Genomic DNA, 16,851 nt, shown 5'->3' with positions numbered 1-16,851 from the left:
CTACTGCAAGGCGCAGCCTTGTCGCTTCTGTGCTGGGACGTCGCATAAGACTTCCCGGTCGAAAAAGTCCACGGCTCTTCCTTCGCCTGTCATCGGTCATTTCCCCACCGTGCTTTGATGGCGTCCATGATCAAAACGTTGAGCTTGGACGCGCCGGTCTCGCTGAGATGGTTATCGTCCCGATAAAAAATCTGAGAGCCTCGATTGGCGAAACAGCGCTGTTGATCGCAGAAGGCCTTCTCCGGATACACACGCACGAGATTTGGATCGGATCCGACATTATCGTATAATGCGTATGTCCGTTGCGTTCGCCGGCGGAAATCCCCGTAGGAAACCGAAATCGGGTCCGCCTGCATATAAGCTGCAGGATCGTTCTGGCGTCTGGCCCGCATGAGAAGCACCTGCGGGACGTTCCAACCCATCTCCGGGACAGGATAGACTAAGACAACTTTCACCCCGCGCTCCAGAAGTGTGTTTATGGTGCGGGAAATGGCCGTGGCGACTGCAGCCGGATCGGCGGGCCCGGTTTCACCCAGCTTGGCCAAATGCGGGTGATCGTCGCCCGGCTCGATTCCCCCCTCGCCATTGTTGTAACGGCTCTGCTCCACGAGAATGGGGAGACGCCACAAGAGCACGGCTATCGGTCGCTTCAGCCTGCCTATGTAGTCGAGCCTCTTGTCATTGTAGTCGCCTGGACAACCCGGTTGGTCCACGTCGACCCTTTGCAGACCGAGAAGAAATACGCAGCCGCCTCGATTGAGCGGTGTGAACGAGGCGATATCTCGGTAGTCATCGAGGCTGTCTCGCATCGGACCAAGCAGAGTGCGAGCGTGAGAGTCACCCAAACTAACAAGAGCATAGCCCTCGGGATTCGAGCCATGAAAGGTACAAGGACCCTGTTCAGGCGCAAAGTTGAGACAGCTCTTCCCGTTCTGAAAGATCTGAGCCTCGCGAATATCGGATGCAGCGGCAATCGGGGCCAGGCCGTCTGCAAAACGACTTGGCAGGCCATTTTGGACATACCAGTAGTATCCGCCCCCGCTGAGTAGTACGGCCCCTAGTGAGGCAATCAGCCATATAACGTGCCTGCTGGTTCGCTTTCTGCTACGGGTCGGAATCTCGACGAAGCGGTAAGTCGCAATGGCAAGTATAACTGACATCAAAATCCAACAAAGTACCATCACACCACCGACAGAATCGGTTGCGCTCATTCTGCCGAAAGCAAATATCGGCTGATGCCAAAGATAAAGGGAATATGATATCAGGCCGACAAATACAAACGGTTGGGAGGAAAGCGCTCGTGTAATGGGATCGCCGTGCCCTGTATACCAGATAAGCAATGCCGTTCCTGCAACCGGGATCAGCGTCACAAGTCCCGGGTGGTGCCACTGCGGCCGCATCAGCGGCACCGAGCAGATCAGAAGCGCCAAACCGACCGCAGGCGCGACTCGCGAAGAGCGCATCGACACAAGCCGGCCGCCAGTCAATTCACGTCTTGCCAGAAACACCCCCAACCCTAGTTCCCAGATTCGGGTTGGCAGTAGAAAAAAAGATGCGTCCGGGAAATGCCGCGTCATCCACTCCGCAAGAATGAACGAAACGACGAGCCCAATGCACAGGATGGCTGTTAAAAATTTCCGAGAAAATTTCCACACCAGTAGAAGAAAGCAAGGGAAGATCACGTAGAACTGTTCTTCGACTCCCAAGCTCCAGGTGTGAATTAATGGACGAAAAAGATTGTCGGCTGCGTCATAGCTCGCAACATGCCAGAAATATAGATTGGAGGCTGAAAACACGGTTGCCAAAAGGCTCGCAGAATAGTCTCTAAAGGCACTCGGCAGCATATATAGCCAAGCGAAGGGGATCGTTACTGCTAAGACGGTATACAGCGCAGGTAGGATCCGTCTCGCGCGACGCTCGTAAAAATTGGCGAACGAGAAAGTCCCATCCATGACTTCCCGCTGTACAATCGAGCCAATCAGATAGCCGCTAATAACAAAAAAGACATCAACGCCAATAAAACCGCCCGCAAAGGGGTCAAGGCCCGCGACGCGAAGCCCTGAATGGTAGAGGATCACCAGAACGACTGCGATCGCCCTCAGGCCGTCAATTTCGCGGCGATATCCAACTTGACCGGCCGGGGTCGTGGCCACGATCCCACTCTGGGCAGCTCCCGTGTCTTGGTTCGCATTGCGAGCAGGATGATGGGCTTCGTACGGCAGACCTCGATCAATGCCGGGGGAACCATATGTCAATGGCGCAGCTGACTTTTCGTGAAACTCACTCATGTCAAAGGAGGCCCTTCCCTTGGATGCGTCTATCAGGATGCCGGCGTGCTGACGCTCGGATCGGCCTGAAGCTGCTGCTGCAGCCAGGTCGTTGTGCTTTTTGCGGCTCCGATGACAAGGAAATCGATGTGCTCTACCCGCATTGCGAAAATCCTTTAACCGCCGATTTCGCTGGTTAGGTCGGTCGCCAAGCCGGCTTTGCGGGAGCAAAGCGCCCTGTCATAGATCTTCATGACATTTTCGACATGGCGGTGCGTGCTGTAGGAGAAGAAGGCGTGGTCGCGGGCTGCATCGCTGATCCGGGCCCAGAGCGGCGGATTGGACAGCAACCGCGATAGCGGCTCCATGAAGGCCCCGGCGTCTTCCGGTGTGACCAGAAATCCGGTCCGCCCGTTCTCGATAGCTTCCGGATTGCCGCCATGATCGGTTGCAACCACCGGCGTCCCAAGAAACATCGCCTCGATAAGGGTTCGGCCGAAGGGCTCTCCCATGGCGGGAACCACCAGAACATCCGTTGCCGCGAGGAAAGGTTCGATCGGGTTGCGAAAACCCATGAAGCGCACCGTTTGGCCGAGCCCGCGCTCGGCGCAGCGCACGCGGGCGGCCGCTTCAAGATCTTGCGAGCCCGCGGGTGAATTCCCGAACACGCAGCCGACGACCGGGATTTGCGGATGCTCCCGCACGAAACGATCAAGGATATCGATGAAGAGGAGCGGCCGCTTTCGTTCGATCAGCCCGCCGATGAAGCTCAGGACGCGTGTTCCTGGTGCAAGGCCTAGCTCGTCCAGAAGTGCGGCCTTGGCCGCGATCCTGTCAGGCACAGTCGACGGATGGTCGAAGGGACTATGGATGACGCTGAGCCGTCCCTTGAGGGATCTGATCGGATGCCGCGGTCGCGAAAATCGCGACACCGTCACCATGCGATGCGCGATGAGCGGCGCAAGCACGTTAGCGCCCTTGGCGTCGGGGTCGCCGCGATGATGCCAAACCAGCCGAGCACCTGCCAGTCTCGCCGCAATGCCCCAATTCACATGCGTCCTGCCGTCATTGGTGTGAACGATATCGAACTTCTGCTCCTTGATGAAACGCCGCATGCGCGGAAGCGTACTGGTCAGATAGGTCATGACATCGCCGGGGATTATTCCCTTTCCAGGCGAAGTCGTCGGCAGCGGAAAACCCGTGAAGGGCTGGCCCTCCATTTGCAGAAAGGCCGCCAGAGGCCCGGCCGTTTCCTGAAGCACCAGAATCGGAACGACCTTCGATGTATCGAGGTTCTGGATGAGCTTGAGCGCCGAGATGTGGCTTCCACCGACATCATCACCGATAAATGGAAAGCAAACCCGTATCGGCCCTTGGCTAGCTCCTCCAACCATCGCCTGTTACCCGGTCGCGGTTCCGAGGTAGCTGCCTCGTTCGAGGTAGCTGACGATCACTTCCGCGGCCTCCTCGGCGCTCAGATCCGGCGTAACCGTGATCTGTGGCGCTTCCGGGCGCTCATAGGGACTGCCGATGCCCGTGAAATTCTGGATCAACCCATTTCGGGCGCGTCGATAAAGGCCCTTCGGGTCGCGGCTTTCAGCGACCTCCAGTGGTGTGTCGATGAAGATCTCGATAAACTGCCCTGGGCCGAAGAGGTCGCGCGCCATCCGCCGCTCCGCCTGGAATGGCGAAATGAATGAAGTGAGCGCTATCAGCCCCGCGTCGACCATCAGCTTGGCGGCCTCGGCGACGCGACGAATGTTCTCCACGCGATCCGCGTCGGTAAAGCCGAGATCTCGATTCAAGCCATGGCGAACATTGTCGCCGTCCAGAAGGTAGGTGTGCCTCCCCATCGCATGGAGGCGCTTCTCCACGAGATTCGCGATCGTCGACTTTCCGGAGCCCGACAGGCCTGTGAACCACAGCACCACGGGCTTTTGACCTTTGGCGATCGCCCGCGCATTCATGTCGACATCCAGTGCTTGCCAATGGACGTTGTTCGCCCTGCGCAGACTGAAGTCGATCATTCCGGCACCGACCGTGTGGTTGTTGATCCGGTCGATGACGATGAACGCGCCGGTTTCGTGCACGTTAGAGAACGGGTCGAAGGCGAGCGGTGCCTGTGTCGTCAAGTTGACGAAGCCGACGTCGTTCTTCTCGAGGGTTTTTGCTGCCAGTTTTGCAAAATTATTGATGTCAACCCGGTGTTTTATCTGCGTAACGCTCGCACCCACCACGCTGGTGGCGAGCTTGATCAGATACGGGCGGCCGGGGATCAATGGATCCTCGTGCATCCAGAGCAGATGGGCCGCAAACTGGTCTGACACTTCCGGGCGCTCCGCCGCCCCCGCCAGGACGTCGCCGCGAGAAACGTCGATCTCGTCTTCGAGCGTCAGCGTGACAGCCTCGCCGGCCGCTGCCTCCGACAGGTCTCCGTCCTGGGTGACGATGCGCTTGACCAGGCTCGTCACGCCGGATCGTGCCACGACCACACGGTCTCCCGGCCGGATCACGCCGGCGGCGATGGTGCCGGCAAACCCGCGAAAGTCGAGGTTCGGGCGATTGACCCATTGCACCGGCATCCGGAAAGGCGCGCTACGGCGGTCTCGTTCCACCTCGACGGTTTCCAGATGCTCGATGAGCGTCGGGCCCCGATACCAGGGCAGGTTCTCGCCTTTCGAAAGAACATTGTCGCCATAACGCGCCGACAGCGGGATGGCATCCAGAGACGCGAAGCCAAGCGGTTCCGCGAAGCTTCGATAGGTCGCCTCGATCTCGTCGAATACCGTTTGCGAATAATCGACCAGGTCGATTTTGTTGACCGCAAGGACGACATGCCGGATTCCGAGCAGCGAAACGATGAAGGAATGTCGGCGTGTCTGGGTCAGAATGCCCTGCCGCGCATCGACAAGAATGATCGCCAGGTCGGCATTGGATGCGCCAGTAGCCATGTTGCGGGTGTATTGCTCATGGCCGGGCGTGTCGGCGACTATGAATTTGCGCCGTTCCGTGGCGAAGAAACGATAGGCCACGTCGATCGTAATGCCCTGTTCGCGCTCGCTGGCCAGACCGTCGACCAGAAGGGCGAAGTCGAGATCGCCGCCGGTTGTGCCGTGGCGTTGGGAATCGCGGGTAAGTGTGGCAAGCTGGTCTTCCATCAGCAGCTTCGTGTCGTAGAGCAGCCTGCCGATCAGCGTCGACTTGCCGTCGTCCACGCTGCCGCATGTCAAAAATCGCAGCAGGCTCTTCTTCTCGTGGACAGCAAGATATTGCGAAGTGATCTCGTCTATCGAAGAAGATTCGAGTTCCGCGGTTTGAGCAAAACCCAGCATCAGAAGTACCCCTCGCGCTTTTTCTTTTCCATCGAGGTTGCCTCGTCATGGTCGATCAGCCGACCTGATCGCTCGGAGGTCCTCACGACAAGCATTTCCTGGAGCACTTCGGGAACAGACGCGGCAGTGCTTTCAGTGGCCGCGGTGAGGGGATAGCAGCCAAGCGTGCGGAAGCGTACCGAGCGCATTTCGGGGGATTCGCCTGGGCGGAGCGGCAGACGATCGTCGTCCACCATGATCAACTGTCCGTCGCGCTCCACCACAGGGCGTTTGGCCGCGAAATACAGCGAGACGATGGGGATGTTCTCCCTCATGATGTACTGCCATATGTCGGTTTCGGTCCAGTTCGAGAGAGGAAAGACCCGGACGGACTCCCCTGGTTTCAGCCGGCCGTTGTAGAGGTTCCATAGTTCCGGGCGCTGGTTCTTTGGATCCCAGCCATGGCTATCGCTGCGCAGCGAAAACACCCGTTCTTTCGCGCGGCTCTTTTCCTCGTCGCGCCGCGCGCCGCCGAAAGCGGCGTCGAAGCCGAGCGAGGTCAGTGCCGATTTCAGCGCCTCCGTCTTCATGATCTGCGTGTAGGTCGACGAGCCATGTGTAAATGGCGTGATCCCTTCGGCCAGGCCGGCCTCGTTGCGACGCACCAGCAGCTTCAGGCCAAGCCGCGCGACAGTCTCGTCGCGGAAACGGATCATTTCTTTGAATTTCCACGTCGTGTCGATGTGGAGAAGGGGGAACGGCAGTTGCGACGGATAGAAGGCCTTCATCGCGAGATGGAGCATTACGGCCGAGTCCTTGCCCACCGAATACAACATCACCGGGTTGCGCAGTTCGGCGACGACCTCGCGAATGATATGGATTGATTCAGCCTCGAGTCGTTGCAGATGTGTGAGCCACGAAGGAGAGGAAGGCGAGCGCCGCTGCGCTGCAGGCAAAGTGACCAGGGCTTGAGGTGCCTGGGCTTGAGGCGCAAGAGCTTGAGGTGCAAGAGACATCTAGATCGCCTTTGAAGGGGCAAGACTTGCTTGGTTGAGAGCGTCCGCCGGCGGGGTTTGCCGGTCGGGATGATGGGCGGTCTTGAGCGCCTGTCGCAACGAAAGCGCCAGGCCGAAGGCCCACAGAATGCCCAGGACGATATGGGCAATATTGCCCCCCATCGCGCCGATCCGCGGGATGAGCAGGAGGGCCGTCACGTGGAAGGCGGCTGTGGCAACGACAACAATGCGCAACACCTCACGTTGCCGGCCCATGGCAAGCAGCGCCGAGCGGGCGGCTGAGCCCGAAAGCACGAACGTGACCGCCACCATCTGCACGATGACGAGGCTGGCTGCGCCTATGAACTCCGGTCCCGCGGTCCAGGCGAGCAGCGGCCGGATGAGCACCGCCACGACCAGGACGCAAATGACGCCAAAGCAGAGCAGCATGGCTTCGGTCTGAAAAATCACCCGCTTGAATTCCTCGATGCTGCCTTTTGCCCAAAGGCGGGCGACATCGGGATAGAGAACGTTTTGCACCTGCGGGCCTACTTGCTGGCCGACGCGGCCTATACGCTTGGCGATCTGGTACAAGCCAGCCGAGGCCGGGTCGGCTAGCCATCCCACCAGCAGCGTATCGAGTTCTTGCGCGCTCGCGCGCAAAGTGAGGGAGATGTTCGACGACCACGCGAAATTCCAGATGCCAGGGAAGCGGCGTGTGATGCCGGCCAAAGGCGCGCCCAGGACATTGTGGACACCCTGCCTGTGTAGCGCGCGCATGGTCAGCGTCAGGAGCGCCAGGGAGCCGAGGATCTGCGTTCCGGCCCAAACCGCCGTGAAGTAAGCGAGATCGCCGTTGAGCAGCACGCCGAGCAGACACAGCAATACGCGCAGAACGGCGTTGAGCAGCTGCCCATAGGCGAGGAGGCGAAAGTTGCCGGCCATGCGTTGGACAGCCACGGGGACGCCGGAAATCTGAAATAGCAGAACGCTGGAGTAGAGAACAAGAAGATGCACAATTTGCGTCGACCAACCGAAAACCGGCGCAATGAGAAGGGCCGCGCCAATGGCGACGACCCAGGCGCTGACAGCGGCGCCGACATCGATAAGCAGGCCGAACTTCATGAGGACGCGCAAATTCTCGTGGCCCTCGGATGCGTTCATGCCGGCTGCGTATTTGATAATTGGCTGCCACGACTGGAAGCTGACAACGCGCTCGACGACCCTTGTGAACGCGATGATCAATGCAAGCTCACCATAGTTCGTCACGCCAAGCGCTCGTGCTGAAAGCGTAAAGGCTACAAGCGCCAGCAATGAGCCAAGAAAATTGCCGGTCAGAAGGTGTGCGATATTGGCCAGGCGCGTGCGGCCCGCACTCTTGCGCCTGGCAGCTTGCAGCACCCGTCGAGCCAGTCTTCCGATCATCGCAACCGTAGCCAAAGTCGCCCCGCTCATTCTTGATCGGCAGTACGCGTCCCTTGGTCGTTCTCCGGGATTGTTTCTGCCGATGCATCCATCATCGGCAGAAACCAGAAAGCCGCCACGACCAAGTTTGGTCCTGTCGCAACCCCAATAAGCTAGGACCTGATCGCCGCTACGACCGATGGCCTACCCCATTAGCGGTAGCAGCTTCATGGCCGTTTTATCGCTAAATATATGCGGAACAAAAAAGTAGAACTATAAGACATACCGAAATAATAAAGAGAAAATTGCCTAGATATTTGGCTTTGTAAATTTAAATAAAAGCAAACGGCTCCATATCCTATTAATCTCCTCGGGATGAAGCACGACATATATGGTGCGCCTCTTTCGCTGTTGGTCGAGGATTGATCTAAGGTTGGATCCGGTAAGAGATATGCCGAAATCCGACGGGCCCGAATAGGCTTGGCCGAGCATGCGATCCAGCATCAACTCTCCCAAGGCCGGAGTGTAACGCGCAGAGCTCCAGTACCACCGCATCGTCTGATGACGATCGCCCGGATCCGGAATGTCTTCCATTGTAACGGAGTTATAGCCGCTAAAATCCCACAGTTTCACTTCAGACGTGGCTGTCTTGGATGCGTTGACCTGACTTACGGTATACGTCAGATCCACACGCCAGCGGTCGTAAACCGGGAGTAGCCCCATGGCCCTGAGTGCTTCCATCTGACGAGCATGTATCGGCGAAATGAAGAGCGTGACGTCTACTCCAGCGGCGGTGAGACGATCCAGCAGGTCATGCAACAGGCCGATTCTGGTGATGTCATAATCGAAGCTGCCGGGAGACGAAAACTCCGCCATCAACCGATTCAGCCTCTGGTCGGACACCTGTCTGTAGCTGTAATTATGTGCCAACATGATCTGGTGAAAACCGTCTTCCTTGTCGGTCTCCCGAAATCCAATGCTGTTGGCGTGCACCGTCCGCAAAGCGTCGATAAAGCTTTCGGGGGAGAACAGGGACCGCGCATAAACGATAGGCATTGGAACTCCGGCAAAGCCGGACTCCGGAAAATCTTGGGTTTCCGTTCGGTCCGCCTCAAACATGGAGAAATCGAGATTGACGATCATCCGGCGGGGTGCGCCGTGAGCCAGGGCGAACATGCCAATGTCATAGAGTTCGACCATGCTCGCATGCGGAACCGCGGCATTGTAGGCCTTCAGCCTAGCTAGGCTCGGTCCGGCGGGATCAAGCCCGACGCGCGCCCGCGAGCCGCCGAGGATCAAAGTGTCGTAGTCGGTGAGCCATAGACGTAGTGAGCGCTCGGCTGTCGTACCGATCGAAAGGCGATGTGTCTTTTCGGCATTGAAATCAGGAATCTCCAGATGATGGTTGATCCCATATGGATCGACAACAAAAACGAAAGCGGCAGTCCCAAGTTCTAGCAGAATACCGATGGCTGCAACCCTTGCGGCCAACCGTGGCAGGCGCGATCCAGACGTCCTCAACGGCCCGCCCGACTGCAAAACCTGCGAGCCCATGAACTCGGGCATGGTGGCGTGTCCCGCGGCGCTGATCCCCTCTCGGGTGAAGATCTTGTAAAAGGTCAGGCAGAGAATTTTCAGGTCAAGTGCGAAGGTCCGGTGATCGACATACCAGACGTCCAGGACGAAGCGGTTCTCCCAATCAAGTGCGTTGCGGCCGTTCACCTGCGCCAAACCTGTGATGCCGGGAATGACTTGGTGACGACGCGCCTGCTCAGGGCTATAGCGGGGGAGATACTCCATCAAGAGGGGACGAGGCCCGACGAGGCTCATCTCACCCCGCAATACATTGATCAATTCGGGCAGCTCATCAAGGCTGCTTGCGCGCAGAAAGCTGCCAAAGCCAGTCAGCCTGTCAGCATCGGGAAGCAGCCGGCCATGACGATCCCGACGATCGGTCATCGTTCTGAGCTTGATTATCTTGAATGGTTTCCCGTGCAGGCCGGGACGTTCCTGGCGGAAAAAAACAGGCCGCCCAAGAAGCAGCGCGACTGCTATTGAAAGCACCGCGATGAAGGGCGACATCAGCAGCAGAAGGCAGGCGGCACCGAGCAGGTCGAACGTGCGTTTCATGAGCGATGCTCCTTTCATCGGCATGCCTGCCGCGGCTCGCTGATACGTCCTCTGGCCAACCGCAAGGCTTCGTAGTGGTCAAAAGCCAGGCCACGCCACGGGACACAATCTCGAAGTCTACATGTGCCTTGTGTCTTGAGACCGATCCCAATCAGGGACGATGTGCGGGCATTGCCTTCCACGCGCGACAGGTCGCCGCTTTTAGTTACATTGGCTGTAAAGTGCGCCTATCAAAGATCATTCTCCGGATGAACATCAGGATATGTGCGCCAGATTTGAAAACGCTCGAGGTGTTCTTGTCCGGCATCGGATATTTTTCATTCGTAGATCGCGCACCTGAATAACTGAGTTCGTGATCGATTGCCTTCATTTTCAGAATTTCGTCAAAGCGGAGTCCCATTTCTCCGCAATCTGCTGCATTGAGAACCGATCGATCGTTTTCCGGGCCGATCTACCCATTTTGTGGCGAAGAGCATTGTTTCGCATCAGGCATGCCATCGCGGATGCCAACTCGGCAACATCGTCGACTGGTACCAGCAGACCCGAAACGCCTGGTTCGATGATTTCGGATGGACCGAAATCGCAGTCCGTTGCGACGACGGGCAGGCCTGCCGCCATCGCCTCGATCAGCACGTTGGGAAAGCCTTCGTAGCGTGACGGCAGGACAAAGAGGGAGGCGTCGCGCGCCCATTCGCCCGGACGCTCGGTAATGCCGGCAAGCTTTACCCTGTCCTCCAAATCCAACGCATCGATCTGACGTTGAAGAAGAACCCGATCAGGTCCCTCGCCGAAGATTGTCAACGCCCATGCCGGAAATTCGCTGGCGACTTTAGCAAACGCCTTTATCAGCGTGTCGAAGCCTTTCTGTTCCACCAGGCGTCCGACGGCGACCAGGCGAAACATCTCATTGCCATGGTCTTTGTAGGCATCGGTCGCCTCGCACGGATTTCCGATGACCTCGCAAGGATTTCCGATAACGTGGGCTTTTTTTCTGAGCGTATCCGGAAGCGTCTTGACAATCGCATCAGTCTGCATGACGAGCCGATCCGCCTGCCGGAGTATAATGCCAGAAACGAGCCGCCAAGCGGCGTGTTTTTTCTGCGCTTTGGGATTGTTTCTTTCCGAGATAATAACCCGGATGCCAAGATTTCTCGCCGCCAGCAGGCAAAGAATATTAATCTTTGTTAGAAATGAAACGATCAGAGTGGGCTGAAGCTGCTTGAATTCCGCGCGCAACACGACCACGCGCCGCAAGCTGCGGACAAATCCGAGTTTCGAAAGCCGCGAAGCTCCATCCTCTACAAGTCTGTGGACGGTGACCTTCGGGTGCAGGGCAAAATAGCTCTTGTCTTGCTCTCCCACGAAAGCAAATAGATGGACTTCATCTCCGCGCCTGCATCGATCTGCGGCAAGCAGACTGACGACGCGCTCCGTCCCTCCTGCACCCAGGCCCGCCTGCACAATCGCAAGTCGCATTTACTCCCCTCTTAACGTCAGGACGTCGATGGATTATTTCCATACTTCTCGGCGATCTCCGCCAAGTTGCTGCATGGATTGGTGGAAAGGGATTCGACGACAGGAAGATCTCTCTTGATCGTCTCGCCTTGGCCGTGTTCATCCATGAATTGGCGGCGAAGTTCATACCAGCCGCATGCGAGCCGCGTTCCGCCACGGGCAAGCAGTTCGATCGCGGCTGGAGTTAGCCAGTCGATGCAGGTCTGCTCAATGAGTTCGGCTTGCGCATCACTAAGATGATCGGAAAAGCCGCCGACCTTGCCGGGACGCGCATGCTGGCTTTCGCCATCGTGGGCCGCTAGGCCGCCCGCCATCTCATGCTCACGCATTACATCGAAACGCGAGGCGTCGATAGAATCCTGAAGCGCGCGCACGGACGGTGTGTGGCCGAGAAATCTCAGGATACGCGTGCAGGCACCCATAGGGTCTTCCGTCAGTTCCCCATAGCCCAATACTGCACTTACGTGATGCTTTAGACCTCTACCCCAATCATTCAGATATACTATCAGAGCCGGCAGGCCTTGTTCGCGATCGGCAATGAACGCGTCCATGGTGCCTTCGAAGCAGCGTTTGTGACGTGTGGCATCGAAATAAGCTGACACGATTACGTCGCGCGGATCTCGAGTCATGAAGATGATGGGTCGGTTGAGAAAAAGCGAGCGTCTATAGGTGAGGTGCGAAACCAGGACGAGCGGCACACGATGGCGCTCATCTGTGTAACGAAAAGCCGAGATGCCCCTCGTCGGATCGAGATCGAAATCCGGAAGAACCTCGAACATTGGCGAAAGATGGACATTTTCGCCGTTGGCGTGGCGACGAAAGTATTCCGAAAGGATATGTCTAAGCTGGGTTGCTCCGGATTCGGGATAGGAGACAAGAAACGCGTCTGCGCCCGACGCAGCCCACGTCATCCTGATCCGGGCGTCGATCTTATGCAATGTCAGACGGGTGGTCGTCAGCATGGTGACAGGTCTTCAGTCCTTGGGGATCGTAGCGCAGCATGTATGACGTCGCAGTCGAAGGACGCGATGGGCGGGCTGCCGGCCATGGCCTTGAGTGGTACCGCGCAATCTTCGTAGCGGGACGAAAGCACAAATGCGTCGGCGTCCAGAAAGCAGGATCGCCATGCGTAGCAGATCAGATCCGCCCTTCCCGACTGTAGTGGCGCTGCGATCCAGAAATGCCAAGCCGGCGAAGCTGTCCATCGCGTATTCCAATCCCGCTGTCGCAACCCCTAAATACCCAGCTTTCTTTGAACGGACGAGTTGCACATAGGGATGCATCGCCGGCTGCCGTTTACCTCTAAAGGAGGACTTGGGCGCAGAAACGAAGCAGACAATAGAAGAGATCTGTGTCCATCTATCGCTCACGCCGGTGAGTTGGAGCCTTGAATTCATGCGCATAGCCTTTGTCGGTGCGGTGGAGGGATCTCGGGTCGCATTCGATGCCCTTGTCGAAGCTGGCATGACGCCTTCGCTGCTTGTCACCCTTGCGGGCGAAGCTTCCAAACGCCATTCCGATTTCGTCGATCTGGCGGGGCCGGCACGTCTGGCCGGGGCCGCGGTCCACCTGACCAAGGACATCAATGCGCCCGACACGATCGACAGGCTCGAAGCCGAGCGGCCCGATTTGACGATGGTGGTCGGCTGGTCGCAAATCTGCCGCGGCGAATTTCGCTCGGTCGCCCGATATGGCTCGATCGGCTTTCACCCGGCGCCGTTACCGCGTTTTCGGGGCAGGGCGGTGATCCCCTGGACGATCATTGCGAATGAAAAGGAGACGGGCTCGACTTTCTTCCGGCTCGACGAGGGTGTCGACAGTGGCCCTATCGTCCTCCAGAAGCTTTTTGCCGTGGCACCGGACGAGACCGCGCGCTCGCTTTACGACAAGCACAAGCAGGCACTGTTCGAGATGACGCCGCTTGTCGTTTCGGCGATAAGTCGTGACAAGGCCGTGGGCGTCGCGCAGGACGAATCCCTTGCCAGCTATTGCGCAAAGCGCACGGCCGATGACGGAATAATCGACTGGAGCGATGCTGCCGAGAATGTCCTTCGTTTCGTCCGCGCCATCGGCGATCCCTATCCGGGCGCCTTCACTTTCACTGCCGGTGCCAAGATCGTGATCGACAAGGCGCGCATGTTTGCCCCGCCTGGGCGCCATATCGGGCTGACCGGCCAGGTCCAAACTCATACCGACAGCGGCTTTACAGTGCTTTGTGGAGACGGAGCCGCCATTGAGGTGACATCCTGGCATGGCGAAAGGCCCAGGATACATGCCAAGCTGGCCTCGGCATGACCAACCTGTGTCGCGCCAAGGACCTAGGCGCGTGCACGGAGCACAGGTCTGCGCGCTTCAGGCGGCGATTGTCGGCCGCGACGGCCGTTCTTCCAGATACCAGCGTACGAAGGCGGTCACCCCGTCCTCGACGCTGGTGCAAGGGCGAAAGCCCGTAAGGGTCTCCAGCAGGCGGGGGTCGGCATAGGTTGCCCGCATGTCGCCAGCCTGCATCGGCAACATCTTGCGGATGGCGCGTTTGCCCAGGCAGTTCTCGATCGTCTTGATGAAAGGCAGCAGCCCGACAGGCTCGCCGCCGCCTATGTTGACGACACGCCACGGCGCGACGGGTGACAGCGTGTCGACGACGCCGGGAGCGGACGCCGCGCGACCTGTCGCAGGCGTGCATTCGACGAGTCGGACGATGGCTTCGACGAGATCATCGATATAAGTGAAATCGCGCTTCATCAGGCCTTCGCCATACACTTCGATCGGACGGCCGTTCTCGATCGCGTCGACAAATTTGAAGAGCGCCATGTCGGGCCGGCCCCAGGGGCCATATACGGTGAAGAAGCGGAAACATGTGGTCGGCGTTCCGAAGATATGTGAATAGGAGTGCGCCATCGCCTCCATCGCCTTCTTCGTGGCCGCATAGAAGGTTAACGGCCAATCAGCCTTGTCGGTTTCGACGAATGGCATCTTGTCGTTCGCTCCATAGGCCGAGCTCGTGGACGCAAGGAGCAAATGCCGGGGCTTGAGATCACGCGCAAGCTCAAGGACGTTGAACGAGCCGACGAGATTGCTGTCCGTGTAACTTCGCGGATTGTCGATTGAGTAGCGGACACCGGCCTGCGCGGCCAGATGCACGATCACATCGGGCCGGGCGTAGTCCGCGGCGCGGCGAAGGGCATCCAGGTCTTCCAGTTGGCCGATATGGGCGCGAAAGGCGTCGTATCTTTCAAGCAGGGCGTGTCGGGACTGCTTCAGGACGATGTCATAGTATGGCGTCATGCCGTCGAAGCCGGTGACGCGATGACCGTCGTCGAGCAGCCGGCGCGCCAGGTGAAAACCGATGAATCCTGCGGTGCCGGTGACCAGATACCTCATTCCGCGGCCGCGGCGAAAACTGCCTTGTCTCCGACCGCTCCCTCACCGATATTCACGTACTCGAAGCCGTGCTTGGAGATGTCTTCCCGCCGGTAAATGTTGCGCAGGTCGACCACCACCCGTTTCGACATCGTGCGGGACAGTCGTTCAAAATCCAGGGCGCGGAACTGATTCCACTCGGTCACGATGACCAGCGCGTCGGCGCCCTCGGCGCATTCATAGGCGCCTTCGGCATAGCTTACGCTTGTGCCGAGCACGATTTTCGCCTGTTCCATGCCTTCGGGGTCATACACTCGGACATTTGCTCCAAAATCGATCAAGGCCTGGATGATCGAGAGGGAAGGCGCTTCACGGACGTCATCGGTGTTGGGTTTGAAGGTAAGACCCAGCAAGGCCACTGTCTTTGCGCGGACATCTCCGCCGCAGGCAAATACGATCTTGCGCGCCATGGTGCGTTTTCGCTGATCGTTCACGGCGACCGTCGTTTCGATCAGGCGCAATGGCGCGCCGCTGTCCTGCGCCGTCTTGACCAAGGCCAGCGTGTCTTTTGGAAAACAGGATCCTCCATAGCCCGGGCCGGCGTGCAGGAACTTTGAGCCGATGCGATTGTCGAGCCCGATGCCCCGCGCTACCTCGCGCACGTTCGCGCCCACGCTCTCGCAGAGATCCGCGATCTCGTTGATGAACGTGATCTTGAGCGCCAGGAAGGCGTTGGCCGCATATTTGATCAGCTCGGACGTGCGGCGGCCGGTAAACAGGATGGGTGCCTGGTTGAGATAGAGCGGCCGATACACCTCCGCCATCACCTCCCGGCCACGCTCGTCCGACGGGAGGCCGATAACGATCCGGTCTGGTCGTTTGAAGTCGTCGATCGCGGCTCCTTCGCGCAGGAATTCCGGGTTGGAGACGACGGCCACATCGGCCAGCGGATTGCATTGGCGGATGATCCGTTCGACCTCATCCCCCGTGCCCACCGGCACCGTGGATTTGATTGCCACCACGGTGAACCCGTGAACAGCGGCCGCGATTTCCCGGGCCGCTTCGTAGACATAGGACAGATCGGCATGGCCGTCGCCTCGCCTCGAAGGCGTCCCGACGGCAATGAACACCACGTTCGCATCGGCGACTGCCGCTGTAAGCGTGCTGGTGAAGGTGAGCTGGCCGCTCGCGGAATTCTTGTCGACGAGGTCGTCGAGACCTGGCTCATAGATCGGCATTCTTCCGGCCTGGAGATCGGCAATCTTGGCCTCCGCCTTATCGACGCAGACGACTTGATGGCCGAAATCAGCCAGGCAAGCGCCCGATACAAGACCCACGTAACCCGAACCAACAATCGCGATGCGCATGTAACCGCCACTCTGATGATGACAACTGACGCGATTAAGCCAGCAGCGGCCAAGAAAATGGAGTGCGCAATCGGATAAGACATTACCACTTCCGAGACCTGGTATGGGCCCGGACGGTCGTCTGGCGCGGTTTGACAACGCTAAGTGCTGATGGCCATTGCAAATGGACGAGACGAGATGATCCGGCGCGCAGCCACGCTCGGCTGCAAGCCGGCTGACGGCGCTTCATTGGCGCGTCGATTGCTTGAGTTCATTTTCCGTCAAAATTCCGGTCGGCGGCCGTTTGGTCTTTTTGCCATGCTCTTAGAGGTAGTTCGGTTCTCGCTTCAACTTGCCGTCCGGGAGCCGAGTCAGGAAATTGCCCTCGAACAGCCTCGCCTGAGCATGATAGATCTTCGTCCGGGTGAGACTGCGCGCTGGAGTGTTCTGCCGTGACGAACAAGGCTAGGCAGAGCACGCCGAGGCCGGCAGGGCGTTTTTCCGGTCCTTGCAATGGAATTGT

General features: G+C 58.4%; 11 protein-coding genes and 1 pseudogene. 1 reads left to right on the top strand and 11 read right to left on the bottom strand.

Features of this window, described 5'->3' with window-relative positions; translation table 11 throughout:
* Positions 1-89 precede the first annotated feature (89 nt).
* The 9 genes and pseudogenes from FJ949_RS19785 to FJ949_RS19745 all read right to left on the bottom strand — a co-directional run bounded on the left by FJ949_RS19785 (position 90) and on the right by FJ949_RS19745 (position 12,584).
* Positions 90-2,288 carry an acyltransferase family protein gene (locus tag FJ949_RS19785; RefSeq protein WP_140498435.1) on the bottom strand — a complete coding sequence of 733 codons (2,199 nt, stop codon included), beginning with the start codon at positions 2,286-2,288 and terminating at the stop codon, positions 90-92.
* A 50-nt stretch (positions 2,289-2,338) separates the two neighbouring features.
* Positions 2,339-2,431, bottom strand: a pseudogene (locus FJ949_RS30730) (sulfotransferase); the annotation flags it as partial.
* A gap of 12 nt (positions 2,432-2,443) precedes the next feature.
* Positions 2,444-3,661, bottom strand: coding sequence for a glycosyltransferase family 4 protein (locus tag FJ949_RS19775; RefSeq protein WP_140498434.1), 1,218 nt, complete (start codon positions 3,659-3,661; stop codon positions 2,444-2,446).
* A gap of 6 nt (positions 3,662-3,667) precedes the next feature.
* Positions 3,668-5,599 carry a sulfate adenylyltransferase subunit CysN gene (gene cysN / locus FJ949_RS19770; RefSeq protein ID WP_140498433.1) on the bottom strand — a complete coding sequence of 644 codons (1,932 nt, stop codon included), beginning with the start codon at positions 5,597-5,599 and terminating at the stop codon, positions 3,668-3,670.
* Positions 5,599-6,594, bottom strand: a complete 996-nt coding sequence (cysD, locus tag FJ949_RS19765; protein WP_224619688.1) for a sulfate adenylyltransferase subunit CysD — start codon at positions 6,592-6,594, stop codon at positions 5,599-5,601. Before cysD ends, cysN begins: the two co-directional genes overlap by 1 nt.
* A complete protein-coding gene (locus FJ949_RS19760; protein WP_224519136.1) occupies positions 6,595-7,998 on the bottom strand; it encodes a lipopolysaccharide biosynthesis protein in 1,404 nt (467 codons plus the stop codon).
* A gap of 288 nt (positions 7,999-8,286) precedes the next feature.
* Positions 8,287-10,107: a sugar transferase gene (locus tag FJ949_RS31085; protein ID WP_140498431.1), complete on the bottom strand. Its 1,821-nt coding sequence runs from the start codon at positions 10,105-10,107 to the stop codon at positions 8,287-8,289.
* Between the two features lie 372 nt (positions 10,108-10,479).
* A complete protein-coding gene (locus tag FJ949_RS19750) occupies positions 10,480-11,583 on the bottom strand; it encodes a glycosyltransferase family 4 protein (RefSeq protein ID WP_140498430.1) in 1,104 nt (367 codons plus the stop codon).
* A gap of 17 nt (positions 11,584-11,600) precedes the next feature.
* Complete coding sequence (locus FJ949_RS19745; RefSeq protein ID WP_140498429.1) at positions 11,601-12,584, bottom strand: sulfotransferase domain-containing protein; 984 nt, start codon at positions 12,582-12,584, stop codon at positions 11,601-11,603.
* A 433-nt stretch (positions 12,585-13,017) separates the two neighbouring features.
* Between FJ949_RS19745 and FJ949_RS19740 the strand changes: the two genes are divergently transcribed.
* The gene (locus tag FJ949_RS19740; protein ID WP_140498428.1) at positions 13,018-13,917 is read left to right on the top strand and encodes a formyltransferase family protein; all 900 of its coding nucleotides are present in this window, start codon (positions 13,018-13,020) and stop codon (positions 13,915-13,917) included.
* A gap of 57 nt (positions 13,918-13,974) precedes the next feature.
* On the opposite strand, the gene FJ949_RS19735 is transcribed toward FJ949_RS19740, so the two are convergent.
* The gene (locus FJ949_RS19735) at positions 13,975-15,003 is read right to left on the bottom strand and encodes an NAD-dependent epimerase/dehydratase family protein (RefSeq protein WP_140498427.1); all 1,029 of its coding nucleotides are present in this window, start codon (positions 15,001-15,003) and stop codon (positions 13,975-13,977) included.
* A complete protein-coding gene (locus FJ949_RS19730; RefSeq protein ID WP_140498546.1) occupies positions 15,000-16,349 on the bottom strand; it encodes a UDP-glucose/GDP-mannose dehydrogenase family protein in 1,350 nt (449 codons plus the stop codon). Before FJ949_RS19730 ends, FJ949_RS19735 begins: the two co-directional genes overlap by 4 nt.
* Positions 16,350-16,851: the final 502 nt, after the last annotated feature.

It is taken from the genome of Mesorhizobium sp. B2-4-1, from assembly GCF_006442185.1.
Classification (GTDB): Bacteria; Pseudomonadota; Alphaproteobacteria; order Rhizobiales; family Rhizobiaceae; genus Mesorhizobium.
This window is presented reverse-complemented; position numbering and strand designations above follow the sequence as displayed.

What these genes read in the sequence shown, in the direction of transcription:
- FJ949_RS19775 (WP_140498434.1), bottom strand. Translation starts at nt 3,661, where the DNA reads ATGGTTGGAGGAGCTAGCCAAGGGCCGATACGGGTTTGCTTTCCATTT.
- FJ949_RS19750 (WP_140498430.1), bottom strand. Translation starts at nt 11,583, where the DNA reads ATGCGACTTGCGATTGTGCAGGCGGGCCTGGGTGCAGGAGGGACGGAG.
- FJ949_RS31085 (WP_140498431.1), bottom strand. Translation starts at nt 10,107, where the DNA reads ATGAAACGCACGTTCGACCTGCTCGGTGCCGCCTGCCTTCTGCTGCTG.
- FJ949_RS19785 (WP_140498435.1), bottom strand. Translation starts at nt 2,288, where the DNA reads ATGAGTGAGTTTCACGAAAAGTCAGCTGCGCCATTGACATATGGTTCC.
- FJ949_RS19730 (WP_140498546.1), bottom strand. Translation starts at nt 16,349, where the DNA reads ATGCGCATCGCGATTGTTGGTTCGGGTTACGTGGGTCTTGTATCGGGC.
- FJ949_RS19740 (WP_140498428.1), top strand. Translation starts at nt 13,018, where the DNA reads ATGCGCATAGCCTTTGTCGGTGCGGTGGAGGGATCTCGGGTCGCATTC.
- cysN (WP_140498433.1), bottom strand. Translation starts at nt 5,599, where the DNA reads ATGCTGGGTTTTGCTCAAACCGCGGAACTCGAATCTTCTTCGATAGAC.
- cysD (WP_224619688.1), bottom strand. Translation starts at nt 6,594, where the DNA reads ATGTCTCTTGCACCTCAAGCTCTTGCGCCTCAAGCCCAGGCACCTCAA.
- FJ949_RS19760 (WP_224519136.1), bottom strand. Translation starts at nt 7,998, where the DNA reads ATGATCGGAAGACTGGCTCGACGGGTGCTGCAAGCTGCCAGGCGCAAG.
- FJ949_RS19735 (WP_140498427.1), bottom strand. Translation starts at nt 15,003, where the DNA reads ATGAGGTATCTGGTCACCGGCACCGCAGGATTCATCGGTTTTCACCTG.
- FJ949_RS19745 (WP_140498429.1), bottom strand. Translation starts at nt 12,584, where the DNA reads ATGCTGACGACCACCCGTCTGACATTGCATAAGATCGACGCCCGGATC.